Origin of the sequence: Pseudobacillus sp. FSL P4-0506 (assembly GCF_038003025.1) — a bacterium.
Classification (GTDB): Bacteria; Bacillota; Bacilli; order Bacillales; family Domibacillaceae; genus Pseudobacillus.
In genome coordinates this window covers 2,139,608-2,154,440 of the sequence record NZ_JBBOOI010000001.1, presented here as the reverse complement: position 1 = coordinate 2,154,440, position 14,833 = coordinate 2,139,608, and the positions used below count along the sequence as shown (strand labels likewise).

Annotated in this window: 13 protein-coding genes; 3 read left to right on the top strand and 10 right to left on the bottom strand. The window is 41.7% G+C overall.

Translation table 11 applies throughout. The features are described 5' to 3' along the window. Positions 1-254 precede the first annotated feature (254 nt). Entirely contained in the window at positions 255-1,613 is a 1,359-nt protein-coding gene (locus MKZ02_RS10660; protein ID WP_063442743.1) for an IS1182 family transposase, read from the top strand. Between the two features lie 121 nt (positions 1,614-1,734). Here MKZ02_RS10660 and MKZ02_RS10655 read toward each other — a convergent pair whose 3' ends face one another. From MKZ02_RS10655 to dinG, 8 genes are all read right to left on the bottom strand, one after another. Beyond that, positions 1,735-2,244: a YpoC family protein gene (locus MKZ02_RS10655; RefSeq protein ID WP_340853502.1), complete on the bottom strand. Its 510-nt coding sequence runs from the start codon at positions 2,242-2,244 to the stop codon at positions 1,735-1,737. Further along, on the bottom strand, positions 2,241-2,894 hold the full coding sequence (nth, locus tag MKZ02_RS10650; RefSeq protein ID WP_340853501.1) for an endonuclease III: 654 nt from the start codon (positions 2,892-2,894) through the stop codon (positions 2,241-2,243). The genes MKZ02_RS10655 and nth overlap by 4 nt, the downstream gene beginning before the upstream one ends. Positions 2,895-2,909: 15 nt before the next feature. Beyond that, on the bottom strand, positions 2,910-3,599 hold the full coding sequence (locus MKZ02_RS10645; protein ID WP_120032521.1) for a DnaD domain-containing protein: 690 nt from the start codon (positions 3,597-3,599) through the stop codon (positions 2,910-2,912). A gap of 204 nt (positions 3,600-3,803) precedes the next feature. Continuing rightward, on the bottom strand, positions 3,804-5,096 hold the full coding sequence (asnS, locus tag MKZ02_RS10640) for an asparagine--tRNA ligase (RefSeq protein ID WP_340853500.1): 1,293 nt from the start codon (positions 5,094-5,096) through the stop codon (positions 3,804-3,806). A 260-nt stretch (positions 5,097-5,356) separates the two neighbouring features. After that, positions 5,357-6,556, bottom strand: a complete 1,200-nt coding sequence (locus MKZ02_RS10635) for a pyridoxal phosphate-dependent aminotransferase (RefSeq protein ID WP_120032525.1) — start codon at positions 6,554-6,556, stop codon at positions 5,357-5,359. Positions 6,557-6,590: 34 nt separating this feature from the next. Next, positions 6,591-6,761, bottom strand: coding sequence for a YpmA family protein (locus MKZ02_RS10630; RefSeq protein ID WP_120032528.1), 171 nt, complete (start codon positions 6,759-6,761; stop codon positions 6,591-6,593). 81 nt (positions 6,762-6,842) lie between these two features. Continuing rightward, positions 6,843-7,649 (bottom strand): hypothetical protein, encoded by an 807-nt coding sequence (locus MKZ02_RS10625; RefSeq protein ID WP_340853498.1) that lies wholly within the window; start codon positions 7,647-7,649, stop codon positions 6,843-6,845. Between the two features lie 72 nt (positions 7,650-7,721). Continuing rightward, positions 7,722-10,526 carry an ATP-dependent DNA helicase DinG gene (dinG, locus tag MKZ02_RS10620; RefSeq protein WP_340853497.1) on the bottom strand — a complete coding sequence of 935 codons (2,805 nt, stop codon included), beginning with the start codon at positions 10,524-10,526 and terminating at the stop codon, positions 7,722-7,724. 199 nt (positions 10,527-10,725) lie between these two features. Here dinG and MKZ02_RS10615 point away from each other — a divergent pair, with 199 nt between their 5' ends. Together MKZ02_RS10615 and MKZ02_RS10610 are read left to right on the top strand one after the other, a co-directional pair. Beyond that, entirely contained in the window at positions 10,726-11,277 is a 552-nt protein-coding gene (locus tag MKZ02_RS10615) for a TetR/AcrR family transcriptional regulator (RefSeq protein WP_120032534.1), read from the top strand. A gap of 66 nt (positions 11,278-11,343) precedes the next feature. Then, a complete protein-coding gene (locus tag MKZ02_RS10610; RefSeq protein ID WP_120032536.1) occupies positions 11,344-12,279 on the top strand; it encodes a sigma-54 interaction domain-containing protein in 936 nt (311 codons plus the stop codon). A gap of 85 nt (positions 12,280-12,364) precedes the next feature. Here MKZ02_RS10610 and MKZ02_RS10605 read toward each other — a convergent pair whose 3' ends face one another. Together MKZ02_RS10605 and MKZ02_RS10600 are read right to left on the bottom strand one after the other, a co-directional pair. Continuing rightward, positions 12,365-13,378 carry an NAD(P)/FAD-dependent oxidoreductase gene (locus tag MKZ02_RS10605; protein ID WP_340853496.1) on the bottom strand — a complete coding sequence of 338 codons (1,014 nt, stop codon included), beginning with the start codon at positions 13,376-13,378 and terminating at the stop codon, positions 12,365-12,367. Positions 13,379-13,434: 56 nt separating this feature from the next. Further along, positions 13,435-14,829 carry an APC family permease gene (locus MKZ02_RS10600; RefSeq protein ID WP_340853495.1) on the bottom strand — a complete coding sequence of 465 codons (1,395 nt, stop codon included), beginning with the start codon at positions 14,827-14,829 and terminating at the stop codon, positions 13,435-13,437. Positions 14,830-14,833: the final 4 nt, after the last annotated feature.

The window sequence follows — 14,833 nt, the reverse complement described above, 5'->3', positions numbered from 1 at the left end:
TAGAGTTTGTCTACAGTCCTTTTTATTTTGCTTGTGAATGGGGGCTGTTGATTTCCATTCCAGGCGCTTCGCTTTCCGCGGGGCGGGCGGTGAGCCTCCTCGCCGCGAAAGCGCCTGCGGGGTCTCACCTGTCCCGCTGATCCCGCAGGAGTCTTTGCGCCATCCATTTCAATCAACAGGGGTTACAAAGTTAGAGTAGCCGTACAACCATACCTGTTTTAAAATAAATAGATCAAACACTTGAGGTGAGAAAGATGCTTTCGAAAAACAATCCAATCCAACGGAATCAAATAGAAATGATCGCTCTAGACCAGCTTGTACCAGAGAATCACCTGGTCCGTAAAATGGAGGCAGCGATGGATTTCTCTTTTATTTATGACTTGGTGGAAGGATTGTATGCGGAAGTGGGCCGCCCAAGCATTGATCCAATTATTTTAATTAAACTAACATTTATCCAATATGCCTTTGGCATTCGATCCATGCGCAAGACGATCGAGGAAGTGGAAACGAATATGGCCTACCGCTGGTTTCTCGGTTATGGATTCCATGATAAAGTGCCGCATTTCTCTACCTTCGGTAAGAACTACGAGCGTCGCTTTAAAGATACCGACCTGTTTGAACAGATCTTCTATCGTATCTTAAAAATAGCTGCCGAGAAAAAGCTCATTAGTGCGGAGCACGTTTTTGTGGATTCCACTCATGTAAAAGCTAGCGCGAATAAGCGTAAATTTGAAAAGAAAATGGTTCGCAAAGAAACACGCGCGTATCAGGAACGCCTCCAAGAAGAGATTAATCAGGACCGAGAGGATCATGGAAAAAAGCCGTTCCCGCCAGATAAGTTCGATAAAGAAGAAACGAAAGAAATCAAGGAAAGTACAACCGATCCGGACAGTGGCTACTACGTTAAAGACGAACGAACCAAACAATTTGCCTATTCCTTTCACGCGGCCGCAGACCGTAAGGGATTCGTAATTGGCACAATGGTCACACCAGGCAACACACATGACAGCCAGATCTTAGAGCCGTTAATGGAGAAAGTGATAGAAAAGGTAGGAAAACCTAAAGCTGTTGGTGCAGATGGAGCTTACAAAACACCTGCCATTGCCAGTTATTTAATGGAAAACGGCATGATACCTGCCTTGCCTTATACACGGCCGCGCACAAAAGAGGGCTTCTTCAGAAAGCATGACTATGTGTACGATGAACATTTTGACTGTTACCTTTGTCCGGCAGGGGAAGTATTGAATTACTCAACGACGAATAAGGAAGGCTATCGTGAATACAGATCACCCAAACAGGTTTGTACCTCCTGCCCTTTTTTAGCTAAATGCACGGAAAGCAGAGATCATCAAAAAGTGGTGACACGCCATATTTGGCAGAAATATATGGAAGAGGCCGACCATCTTCGCCACCACGAAGAAGTTAAAGCGATTTATGCGGAGCGAAAAGAAACGATTGAGCGTGTATTCGCAGATGCAAAAGAAAAGCATGGCATGCGTTGGACAACGTTAAGGGGACTTAAAAAATTGTCGATGCAAGCGATGCTTACTTTCGCTGCCATGAATCTCAAGAAAATGGCCAGCTGGACTTGGCGAGAACCAGAAATGGTTTAAATGATGACCTCGGAGAGGTCTATCTTTCTCTCGAAGGGCTTTAAAACTACCGAAAAATCAAAAGGGGTTCGGAATAAGACTATTCCGAACCCCTTTTTTGTCGACAAACTGAAAGGATGGCCTACAGGCCATCCTTTTTGTTCTTCTTTTTAATTGCTAAATATTTTGCTGTTTGTTTTTCTTGCTCGATCATCAGCTCAGATACTTGCATATATGAATGATAAGAATAAGGCCGCTTAAAGATAAATTCAAGCCGCTCCTCTACGTTCACCGGTTTGATGCTCAACTCCCTTATTCTCTGCTTCCAATCATGCAATTGTACTGGCTGGCCATTGCTCCAAAACAAATTCATCAAAAATAAGGCTATCATCGCCTTTGCTTCGTTATGTACCTCTCGATCCCGCTGCTGGAATTTACGTTCAAGCTGCTCCTTTAAACGAGGCCATTCTTCTTTAATGAGAGGCAGTCCTTTCTCTTCACTAAGCCATGGCTGTTCCGTTCCCGAAAGCTCATAGATAAAAAAAGGGGCTGAAGACAGAGAAGCTCCAACTGGCAATTCTCCCACCCCTTCATTGGGAAAGAACAGTGGGTGCTTTAACTGTTCAACAAGCTTTATACGGTCTTTTTTCATCCTAACCTTCTCTTCATCCTTTTTTGTCCCTCTCGACATAAATCAAGCAATGGACAAATTTCACATTGAGGAGACTGCGCTTTACAATGATAGCGCCCGAAAAAAATGAGTCTGTGATGAGTGACAGACCATTCGTCTTTAGGAATTTTTCTCATAAGAGTTTCTTCAACTTCTGTAACAGAGTCTTTCCATCGACAGAAACCGAGCCGTTTACTCACTCTCTCTACATGGGTATCCACGGCAATAGCAGGCACACCAAAAGCAACAGAGGCAACCACATTGGCTGTTTTTCGGCCAACACCCGGAAGCTTCACTAACTCTTCCTGTGTTCTCGGCACCTCTCCGCCCATCTCTTCAATCAGCATGCGACACAGCTTCTGAATATTTTTCGCTTTATTGCGAAACAATCCGATCGACCGAATATCTTCTTGTAGCTCTTCAAGTGGAACAGCCAAATAATCCTCTGGTGTTTTATACTTTTTAAATAAATCCTTCGTTACCTTATTAACCAAGGCATCTGTACACTGTGCGGATAACAGGACAGCAATCACCAATTCAAATGGATTATCATGGCGAAGCTCACAATGCGCTTCAGGAAACATCTCGGCAATCGTATCAAGGCAATAGCATATTTGTGTTTTGTTCAACATGACTGTTCTCTCCTTTTACTGCTCAAGCCAATTATAGAACGGTACAGCTTTTTTGGAACGCTGTACTTGATCAGAGGGAGATTGGTTTTTCCGGAAGCGTTGTCCATATTCTCTCGCCTGTTCGAGCGTTTCAATCCCCTGTTTCTTCCATTCAAATAAAATCCGGTCAATATATCGAAAATTCATCTTTCCGGAAATAACAGCTTCTCTCAAGGCAGCCTTAATAATAACTGCATCATGATGGTCTTGGTCGATCCAAATTGCCAATGTTTCACATTCAAGTGGAGAAAGCGGACGGCCAAATTCCTTTTCAAAACAAGTATACAGATCCTGCTCTTCGCTCATGGCTTGATGCAGGGCAGATTGTCTTGATTGCTGCAGCATAAAATCAGCAAGTTTTTTCCAAAGCGGCTTTAAAGAATAGCTTTCAAAACCCAATGTATCTCCTTGTTCAATGGCAAGCATTTGCTGCTGGACAAGCTTTTTTACTAAAAGAGAACATTCTCCAGAAGAAATAGTCATATGAGCAGCAAGCTCCTCGAATGTCGGAAAATGCCGACCTTTTTGTTTGTAGGAAAAAATTTGCAGCAATAGAACAAGCTCAATTTCCGTAAGCTTCAATTTATTATAATACGCGAGTAACACTTGAGGAACGCTAACCATTCCTTCATCCATCCAATTCATTAACAACTCTTTTTGCTCCATTGCAGACACCTCACAATTAAGTATATCACGGGGAAGTTATAAAATTTAGGATTGACAAATGAGAAATTGTGATTTGCCTTTTTGATCATGATTAAACAGTAGAAAAAGGCCATCCCACTTGCTCTCCGAACCTTTGAGCCATGTTTTTATAAAATGATGGCTCAACGAGTTTGTTCTTGGCTAGCGGGATGACCTTAATAGTAATTATGGATAGAGACGGTTCAACAAACGAGGGAAAGGAATGGTTTCACGGACATGTTCCACTCCACTAATCCAAGCAACTGTCCGTTCAAGCCCTAGACCAAAGCCGGAATGAGGGACAGAACCATATTTTCGCAGTTCAAGATACCACTTATATGCTTCTGAATCAAGTTTGTGTTCCTTCAGCCGCTCACTTAATAAGTCCAAATCATGAATCCTTTCCGAACCGCCGATAATTTCTCCATATCCTTCGGGAGCAATTAAATCGGCACATAAGACTACTTCTTCCCGATCTGCATCCGGCTGCATATAAAATGGCTTAATAGAAGTCGGATAGTGAGTAATAAATACAGGTTTTTCATAACTTTCCGCAATGGCTGTTTCGTGCGGGGCCCCGAAGTCGTCCCCCCATTCAATGTCAGTAAACCCTTTTTCATGTAAAAATTCAATGGCTTTATCGTATGTAATACGCGGAAAAGGCGCTTTGACCTGTTCAAGCTTTGAAATATCACGACCAAGCCGTTCAAGCTCCAGGCGGCAGTTTTCTAGAACCGACTGGACAACATGTGCCACGTACTCTTCTTGCACTCTTAAATTATCCTCAAAGGTATAGAAAGCCATTTCTGGCTCGATCATCCAAAATTCAATCAGGTGACGGCGAGTTTTTGACTTTTCAGCGCGGAATGTCGGTCCGAAAGAAAACACTTTTCCGAGCGCCATTGCTGCTGCTTCCATATACAACTGCCCGCTTTGGGAAAGATACGCATCTTCGTCAAAGTATTGGGTATGAAATAATTCAGACGTTCCTTCTGGAGCGCTGCCTGTTAAAATCGGCGGGTCTACTTTTACAAATCCCCGCTCGTTAAAAAACTCATATGTTGCCCGGATAATTTCATTGCGAATTTTCATAACCGCATGCTGTCGACGGGATCGGAGCCATAAATGGCGATGATCCATTAGAAATTCAGTGCCATGCTCTTTCGGTGTGATCGGATAATCTACCGCTTCAGAAATGATCTCAATTCCGTTTACTGACAACTCAAAACCAAAAGGCGACCGATTATCCTCCTGAACCACTCCCGTTACATATAAGGACGATTCCTGTGGCAGAGCTTTTGCTGCTTTAAACAGCTCTTCTCCTACTTCGCTTTTAACGGCAACCCCTTGAATGAAACCAGTTCCATCACGAAGCTGCAAAAAAGCAATTTTTCCGCTGGAACGTTTATTTGCCAGCCAAGCGCCAATCGTTACTTCTTGTCCAACGAATTGGCTTACTTCTGCTATAGTTATTTTCATATGAAATGTCCCTCCAACATATTGGCAATTCTAACCCATTCGTTTCATATTATACCTGTCTTTCTTTCGTATGTGCAAGAAATGCTTGTTAGAGCAAACTAGAAAAGCTAGGGCAAACGGTAAATATTGTTGAGCCGTATTCTCATTAACCCATGATGCTCCGCGGTACAGAACGACCGACATGTTTCATCCCTTCCCCTGACTTAAACAGAACAGGCTGTCTCTGCTTGAGACAGCCTGTTCTTCAAACTATACATATATTATTTCTTCGCTGTTGTATGGCTATTCACATACTCAGCAATGCGAGCAACAGCTTTCTCAAGTGATTCAAGAGAAGTAGCATAAGAGAGACGGATATTGTCCGGCGAGCCAAATCCACTTCCCGGGATAACCGCTACTTTCGCTTCTTCTAAGAGAGCTTTCACAAAGCCATCAACATCGTTAAAACCTGTCAGGGCAGCTGCTTCCTTCACGTTAGGGAACAGGTAGAAAGCCCCTTGTGGCTTTAGACAGCTAACACCCGGAATTTCATTCAGTTTGCGGTGAATAATATTTAGACGCTCTTCGAACGCTTTTTTCATTTCTTCTACCGGCTCTTGTGTTCCTTCATAGGCAGCAATCGAACCATATTGTGATACAGCTGTCGGATTTGAGGTTGAATGGCTTGCAAGATCCGTCATGGCTTTGATCACTTGCTCATTGCCTGCCGCATATCCAATACGCCATCCTGTCATTGAATGAGATTTTGATACACCATTAATAATGATGGTCTGCTCTTTCAATGCCGGAGAAATCTCTGCGATAGACACGTGCTTGTTTTCGCCGTACACAAGTTTTTCATAAATTTCATCTGATACAATCCAGATGTTATGCTTTAGCGCTACTTCTCCAAGCGCTTCTAATTCTTCTTTGGAATAAAGCATACCTGTCGGATTGCTAGGCGAGTTAATGATTACTGCTTTTGTTTTTGACGTAATAGCTGCGTCGAGCTGTTCCGGGGTAATTTTAAAATTGTTTTCTTCCTTGCCTTCAATGTAAACTGGCGTACCGTCAGCAAGTTTTACTTGCTCCGGATAGCTTACCCAGTATGGAGTCGGGATAATGACTTCATCTCCTTCATCCAGGATCACTTGGAACAACGTGTATAAGGCATGTTTTGCCCCTGTCGTTACAATAATTTCACTGCGCTTATAAGAGATGCCTTGATCTTTTTCAAACTTGCCGATAATGGCATCTTTTAATTCAGGCAAACCACCAGATGGTGTATATTTTGTCTGGCCTTTTTTCAATGATTCATAGGCAGCCTCGATAATATGGTCTGGTGTGTTAAAATCAGGCTCTCCAGCTCCAAGACCGATGACATCAATCCCCTGTGCTTTCATTTCCTTTGCTTTTGCTGTAATAGCTAGTGTTGTAGAAGGAGTTAACGCTTTAACCCGCTGAGCCAATTGTACGTTCACAAAAATACCTCCACTATTCTTCTATTTTATTTAGTTATGTACGATAAATAGTAAAAACAGCCTTATCTTTATCTGTTTTATCAAGCGCCAAGCCGAACATTAAGTCCTTCCGCTTTAATGTACGATTTAACGTATCAACAATCTTATATAAATCAGGCTGATTCTTGACGGTAACAGAGGATAAAACTTCAATTTTACTCTCCATGCGAATGCCTCCATTCTTTTATATTATAGCAGGAAATCAGAGCAGGTCATTAATAAATTTTGCGAAAAGTGTGAATCTCGCTCATTTTAAATCAGGGAGGGAAAAGAGTTCATATCCTTCTTTTGTAAATTTAATTATAAGCAATCCGTGCTGTTCTGTGTAATAAACATCAATCCACATTTGATAAAGTTTTTCCATTAATCTTTCATCTGGATAGCCTTCTTTTCGCTTAAATAAGACCGCTGTTTGCGGGTCAATATGAGATAGCAAGTCATGAGAAAGGCTGTTTGTTTGGCCAAATCGCGGAACTTTTATAATATTGCTATCTTTAAGGGAATGCGCCAGCAGCCTCTCTTCAGCCAATTGTGACGAAGAGGACATCCACAAGAACCGGGAATCATAGTGCTTAATGGAAAAATCGAGTCCCTCATTTTTGTCTGTACCACTGTGGAGCACAGACAATCTTATCCCCTGACTAATCTCTCGCTGGTCGCCCTCCTGCCACTGTTCATGCATAATACGGCGGCTGCGCCAGTTAGCCGGCAAAGGCCAGCCGGTAAATACCTTCTTTAACTTTCTTTTTTTCATCAACTCTTCAATAAATGATCGTCTCCAATATTTCTTCTCCGTTACAATCAATCCGGCCAGCTTCCGAATCTGAAAGTTGTTCATATATTGAAAGATTTCAGATTCGGTTCCTTTGTATCCTGTATTAATTAAAAAATGACGCCCATCTGCGGTATGCAAAAAGGCGGCTTCCCCATCCGATAATGGCAAAAACGAGAGCGCAAACTCTTCTTTTTCTAGACGCACATGGATAATAGAAGCCTCCCCATACGTAGGAGAAATAACTAACAAACATACAAAGATAAATAAGACGATTCTCATAACGGCCGCTCCTTTCACTACCGTTATGGTGCGTCATTCGCTTGCAAAATAAACACGGCTACCTTCCGGAAATCACAGCCATTTCTCAATGATTGAAATCGTCTCGCCAAGCGATGCTTCTTCTACCGGAATAGCTGGAATCGATTGTAGAAATGTTTTCCCATACGCATTTGTCTGAATGCGCCGGTCAAATACAATGATGACTCCCCGATCTGTGCTGCTGCGAATGAGCCGGCCGAACCCTTGCCGAAAGCGCAGAACCGCTTGGGGAAGAGAGTAAGCAGAAAAAGCATTTTTCCTCAATTGCGCCAGTTGTTCATTTTTTGCTTGGGTAAACGGCTCATCAGGCGGGGAAAATGGTAGTCGGACAATAATAAGACAAGATAAATCTTCTCCTGGAATGTCAATTCCCTCCCAAAAGCTGTTTGTACCAAATAAAATCGCTTTGTCAAACCTTTGGAAATTTCTTGTCAAACGGGTGCGACTTCCACTTGTAATTCCCTGGGCCAACAAAATAAAATCATCAAGAAGGCCGCTATCTTTCATTAGGTCATACGTTCTTTTCATCATGTCAAACGACGTAAACAAAACGAGCATTCTTCCTTTGGCCGCTTCAGCAACGGCTGTTAAATGATTGGCTAAAGATTCGATGTATTCTTCCTGATGGACATTTTTTACTTCCGGAACATCATTTGGAATGATCATCCGGCAATTTTGCTTAAAATCAAACGGAGATGGCAAAATGACCTCTTTATGATCAAATGCAGAAAGACCTGTCTCTTCCGCGAAAAAACGAAAAGAGCCGTTGACTGCCAGTGTTGCCGAAGTAAACACTACATGTTTTTGCTGAAGCAAGGTGTCTTGAATCATTTTGGCCGCTTCCATTGGATGAGATTTAATGACAAACGTGTTAGCGAAGGAGCGGCTATCTCCTTCCATCCAAATAACTTCATTCTCTTCCGGACGGAAAATCAACCGTAAGAGCGTAAGCTGAAGTTCCTCCCATTCTGCAATCACCTCTTTAAAGCTATCCGTCTTCACTTGTTCCGAAGCCGACATTTGTTCTCTGAATTCATCCAGCTCTCCAAGCCGGCGCTTCATCCAGGTGATAAGATTTCCCAATAACGAATCTATTCTTTCTGCACCATACTCGATATGATCCCAATAACGGAGGTTTCTCGTTTCATCAGTTATTCTCAACTGACGCCGGTGCCAGTTTCCTGACCGCTTTTTCGTATGCTGCTCAAAATACATTTGCAATACTTTGAACCATTCGTCACTTTCAAATTGAAGCTCTTGCAGCCTGCGATTGACAGACAACCGTTCGTCTTCTTTCTCTAGCTTGCCATACTTGGAAAATAGCTTTTCAATTTGATAAAATAACTCTTTCTGTTCATAGGTACCAATTTTTGAAAACAACTGTTTACACGTGAGTTGGTCAATCGCTAAGCCGAGACGATCTCTTGCTGCCCGTTCAAAATGATGCGCTTCATCAATAATTACATTACGGCATGCAGGAAAGAATGCGTTTTTTGCCATTAAATCCGCAACAAGTAAAGAATGGTTCGTAATAATAATATCTGCTTCTCTCGCCTGTTTTTTAGCGTGCAAATAAAAGTCTTTATCAAGCCAGGCTTTGCGCCCTTTATTCATGTAATCGCTATCCTGCCGAATTTCATTCCAAAATAATTCCCCGCCCGAGGAAAGATTGATTTCATCTACATCGCCCGTTTCTGTTTCAAGCAGCCACGTTAAAATTTGCATTTTAGCAAGTGTAAAGTCATAATTATCGCTCATTCCCTTGAGGCTTTGGGAAAATTTATATAAATCAATGTAATGGTTTCTGCCTTTCAATACAGTGGCCCTTATTGGAAAAGGCACCAGCTGTTGCAGCTGATAAATTTCCTTTTGCAGCAGTTGCTGCTGCAAAATCACTGTATATGTACTAACAATAACTGGTTCTTTCTCCTGTTTGCTCTGATAAACAGCCGGCAAAAGGTAACCAAGAGATTTTCCTGTGCCGGTTCCCGCCTCTACTGCTAAATGCTGTGAAGTTTGCAAGGAGCGATGGACAAGATCCATCATGTCCATTTGGCTTTCACGAAGCTCAAAATGAGGAACACCCGCAATTAATGCGGCTTTTTCCTCTACTGTTTCCGGGTAAGCAGGGGGCGTTTTTTCGATGATTCTCTGTTCAATTCTCTTTTTACGAAGAGCAAGCCCCCGATATACTTCGGTCTGTTCAGGCAGCTGCTCAATATTAGATTGCTTATCTTGAATAATCGCTTTAATTAATAAATAAATATCGCTTTTCAAGCGTATAGAGAGCTTTTCCAGCTTCTCAAGGGTTACCATTGGCAGGCTCTCAAGCTTTTCAATCATCATCAGCAGCATTTCTGCTGTTACATAAGCGTCACTGTCAGCTTGATGAGGACGATCATGATGAAGCCCTAGATTGCTGGTTAATTCCCCCAACTTGTAGCTATCTGATGTTGGCCAAACAATTCTAGCCAATTCCACCGTATCGATAGCAGGACCTGAAAAAGCACTGTATCCCGCTCGTTCAAGCTCCGACTGTAGGAATTGAAGGTCAAAAGCGACGTTATGAGCAACAAAGACTGCTCCCTCTAACAAGGGAAGAATGTCCTTGGCGGCTTCATAGAAAAACGGGGCATCTTTCACGAGATCGTCAGAAATACCTGTCAGTTCTTCAATAAACACAGGAATCGGCATTTCTGGATTAAAAAAAGAGGTGTACTGTCCAGTAATTTGCTTATTTTCAATTACGACAAAGGAAGCCTGTATAATACGGTCATTTCCTTTCGACGCATGGCCGGTCGTTTCAAAGTCGGTTACGACAAATTTAAAATCCTTCATAGTCGGTTACGCACCTTTTTCCGTTAAACTTTCTTCACCAGTTTAACATATGAATTCATGTAAGAGCCAGACAGGACAAAAATCTGTTGGGATGCTGCTCTCTCTCTGATATACCTTCTTCATTATCATGACGTTGACAACTGTACCGTCCGGACGGTACAATTAAAAGACAAAATTTTTAGAAAACGAGGCGTTGGATATGATCACTGAAAAAAAAGATACAAAAGAGCGAATTATTGAAGCAGTCTATGCCTTAGTTCAAAAACAAGGAATCGCAAAAATGACTATGGAGACAGTAGCCGAAAAAGCAGGAATTAGCAAAAGTGGATTATTTTACCACTTCCCAACGAAAGAATTATTAATTGAGGCGATGGTGAATCGGCTATTTAATCAATTTGACCACCAGCTTAACCAAGAATATGAAGCGGACCAAAAACCGGGTGGACGAACACGCTCTTATATTAAAACGACCTTTCTTATGCACGATCAGGAAGAGAATGAGTTTGTGGTCGCGTTGCTTGCTGCACTTGTAAACAATCCTGAACTGCTCAGGCCGGCTAAAGATTATTATGAACTATGGCAAAGCCAATTGGAAAATGACGAAATAGACCCGGTCATTGCTACCATCATCCGCTTAACGACCGACGGTTTGTGGTTTTCAGAACTATTTGGTTTAGCTCCTATTGATTCGGGTTTACGTCAGCGCGTTTATGAAACCCTTTCCAATTTAATAGACAAACGAGAGAAATGATTTTATCTTTTTTCTTTCATTGTTTATGTATTTCTACCGTTATTCCAAGAGGGAGTGATTAAGAGCATGCTCACTTTTGTTTCGCAAAATAAGCATATGGACAAATTGATGAAAACACTGGAAAGAATAGCACTCTTTGATACGACAGTTATTATTTATGGGGAGTCAGGAACAGGAAAGAGCTTGTTAGCAAAATATATTCATGAAAAAAGCTCCCGTGCAAAGGAAGCGTGCATCATTATTAATTGCGCTGCTCTCCCTGAGCATTTGTTAGAATCGGAACTCTTTGGCTATGCGGACGGCGCTTTCACAGGAGCCAACAAAGCAGGAAAAATCGGCTTAATCGAAGCGGCAAATCACGGTACACTCTTTCTTGACGAAATCGGAGAGCTGCCGCTTAATATCCAGGCGAAGCTGCTTCAGGTTCTTCAAGACCGCGAATTCACCCCTATTGGTGAAACAGCCTCAAGAAAAGTCGATATTCGTATTATTGCAGCTACCAACCAAAACTTAAGAGAAATGGTAAGAAGAAAGAAATTTAGAGAGGATCTTTACTATAGATTAAATGTGGTGGACGTAAAAGTGCCGGCGTTGAGAGAACGGATGGATGATATCGTTCCTTTAACCAATCATTTTTTGGAGAAATTCAATAAAAAATTCAATACAGAGCGCACCATCTCCAAAGACGTCTACCGTTTTTTTAATGAATATACTTGGCCTGGGAATGTAAGAGAGCTTGAAAACTTAATTGAAAAGCTCATAGTTGTCTCTGAGACTTGTATCGATATCGACCATATCCCTGATACTCTGCAAGAACAAGCCGATCACCACGCCACTGACTCCCCCTTTACATCTTTTGACCAATCACTCGAAGAATTTGAAAAGAAAATTATCATTGAGGCATACAACCGCTTTAAAAATTATAGAAAGGTGGCTGAATTTCTTAAAATTAGCCAATCGAGAGCGGCCAGATTAATTAGAAAGTACTCTGCAAGCTGTTAATTTATAACCAAGCAGAAGGAGGAGAGGCATACATTCCTCTCCTCCTTCTGCTAAAATCATTTCGCTTTCAGTAAGTCTACCTCTATCAAACCGTCACTTTATCTTTTTCCCCCATAATGCTTGTGCTGTGAAGCGGCTGTACCTTTGCCTTCGGATCAATATATACCTTCGCATTGCTTACAGCAGCGGGCGCTTCACCAAACCCGCTTGCTATTAACTTCACTTTACCTTCATACGTACAAATATCTCCTGCTGCATAAATGCCTTCCACGCTTGTCTCCATTTTTGAATTTACGACGATTGAACTCTTTTCAATTTCTAGGTCCCACTCCTTGATCGGACCAAGGGAAGACACAAATCCGTATGTGACTAACACATCATCTACGTCTAACACTCGTTCTTCACCGGTTTTTACTTCCTCTAAGACAACTTGATCAATTTGTTGTTGTCCGCGTAATCTGACTGGAACAAACGGCACGGCGACTTCAACTCTAGATTTTTTCAATAGCTCTACACTGTGTTCATGCGCACGAAACTTCTCCCTACGGTGGACAAGTGTGACCTTTTCTGCAATTGATTCCAGCATTAAGGCCCAGTCAACAGCAGAATCTCCTCCACCAAAAATAGCCACTCTTTTACCTTCGTACCGGCTTAAATCATTGATAAAGTAATGAAGATTCTCCTTCTCAAACTTATCTGCTCCCTCGATCTGCAGCTTTCTCGGCTGAAAGGCCCCATTGCCGGCCGTAATAATAATCGTTTTGGAATAATGAAGATCTTTATCTGTTACAATTTTAAATAAACCGTTCTCTAGCTTCTCAACATGCTCTACTGTTTGCTCCAGGCAAACAATAGGATGAAACACATTCATCTGCGCTATTAAATTATCAATTAATTCTTGCGCACGGACTTTTGGGAAGCCGGCAATATCATAAATAAACTTTTCTGGATACAACGCTGAAAGCTGTCCTCCTAATTGAGGAAGACTTTCAATAATCTTAACCGATGACTGACGCATCCCTGCATAGAAAGCAGTAAATAATCCGACTGGTCCGCCCCCAATAATTGTCATATCAACCATTTCATTTGTATTTTTCATTATAGCCTCCTGAGGTAAGACATTGATTAGTTTTGTTCTTGTTAATTTTAGAATATTCAGATATTAACTTCATTTACTGCTGTATGGTTCTTATCCTCTTCAATGAGTGCAGGCTCGGACTCATCAAAATCAAACATTGGCGCTGATTTTTTAAACATTTTTGTAATGCACAGCAGGAAAATAAAGCCCGCTGTATTCCAGAACAAACCGAGTAAAAGTGCCTGTGCGTCCATACTGTACCACATAATCGAAAGAAAACCGATCCCTATTAATGGAAAGATCAAATACAAAAATGTCTCTTTTATAGACCGCCTTTTATTCTTCACATAGTAGTAAACAATAACGGATAAATTAACAAATGTAAAAGCTGTAAATGCTCCAAAACTTATCAGCGAAGCGGCCGTCACCAGGTCAAAGAATACCGCCGTTAAAGCCACTCCTCCAGAAATAATAATGTTATAAATAGGAATGCCGGAGCGAGGCGTGACGTATCCGAATATTTTCCGAGGAAGGACATTATCTCGCCCCATTGCGTACAATAAGCGCGAAATACTTAATTGTGCTGCTATTCCTCCCGATATATTACTGACGATAATGATTCCCAGAAAGATAGAGGCAAAAAGCATCCCTCCAATTTTGGGCGCTATTTCAGCTGCTGCTGCTTCGGGGTCGTGAAAAATCGATACATCCGGATAACTTGCCTGTAAGAAATAAGTAATCACCGTATACGTGATTCCTGTATAAAGTGCTAAAGCAATCATCGCCCTGGGTATCGTTTTCGTTGGGTTTATCGTTTCCTCTGCCAGCGTACTCATTGCATCAAAGCCAACAAATGAATAAGCTAAAATAGTTACCCCTGCCAAAACAGCTGAAAAAGTTAAATTAGCTGAATAGAGCGGTTCTAATGAAAATAAACTTCCTGCCTCCTCGCTGTTCATCATCCCTCCAATCAGCAAGGCAACAAAAATACCGGAGATGAGTACTTGTAATAATACGAAAAATGTACTAAACGATACAGCCACCTTAATATTAAATAAATTCGCCACACTTATTAGCAATATCGGAATAGCTACCCATAACCATTCCGGTACAGAAGGGAAATAAGCAGACATATAAATTTTTATCGCTAAGGCATAGACCATTGGAAGAAAGAGATAATCACATAAAGCAGACCATCCAACTAGAAAGCCGATGTTGGGATGAAAAGTCTTTTGGACATACGTATAGGCCGAACCCGCACTTGGAAATGCTTTTACCATCTGGACATAACTCAATACTGTAAAAATTATGGCACACATAGCGAACATATACACTAAAGGAACGTGTCCCTTAGTGGCAAGGGACGCGATTCCAAAAGTATCAAAGACGGTTGAAGGCGTTAGCAAAGCTAATCCGAGCACAAAAACATGAATAAACTTTAAGCGTCTTTTTAGTCCGACCTTTTCATTCATTAAT